This is a genomic window from Clostridium pacaense (assembly GCF_020709765.2).
Taxonomy (GTDB): Bacteria; Bacillota; Clostridia; order Lachnospirales; family Lachnospiraceae; genus Enterocloster; species Enterocloster hominis.
In genome coordinates this window covers 1-249 of the sequence record NZ_JAJFEB020000159.1, presented here as the reverse complement: position 1 = coordinate 249, position 249 = coordinate 1, and the positions used below count along the sequence as shown (strand labels likewise).

General features: G+C 39.4%; 1 protein-coding gene. It reads right to left on the bottom strand.

Annotation, left to right across the window (positions count from 1 at the left end; genetic code table 11):
• Nucleotides 1–249, bottom strand: a 249-nt coding sequence (locus LK536_RS58905) for a PTS transporter subunit EIIC (protein ID WP_506092348.1), incomplete at both ends; no start/stop codon positions are given.

Here is a 249-nt window from a genome sequence, read left to right as displayed (position 1 = left end):
AAAAAGTTTTACCAAAGCTTTGATCGTTGCAGTCATAACTAAGTAACCAGTTACTCCTGCTAACGCAGCGGTTCCTTTATCTCGTTTCGCTAAGCCAATACATAATCCCACACAGAGAAGTAGTGACAAATTACTGAATACAACCTCTCCTGCAGAGCTCATTACTTGGAATATTGATTGAAAAATACTATTGTCTAGTATTGGATAAGTTGCTATCGTGGTTGGGTTTGAAAGTGCACCACCAATCCC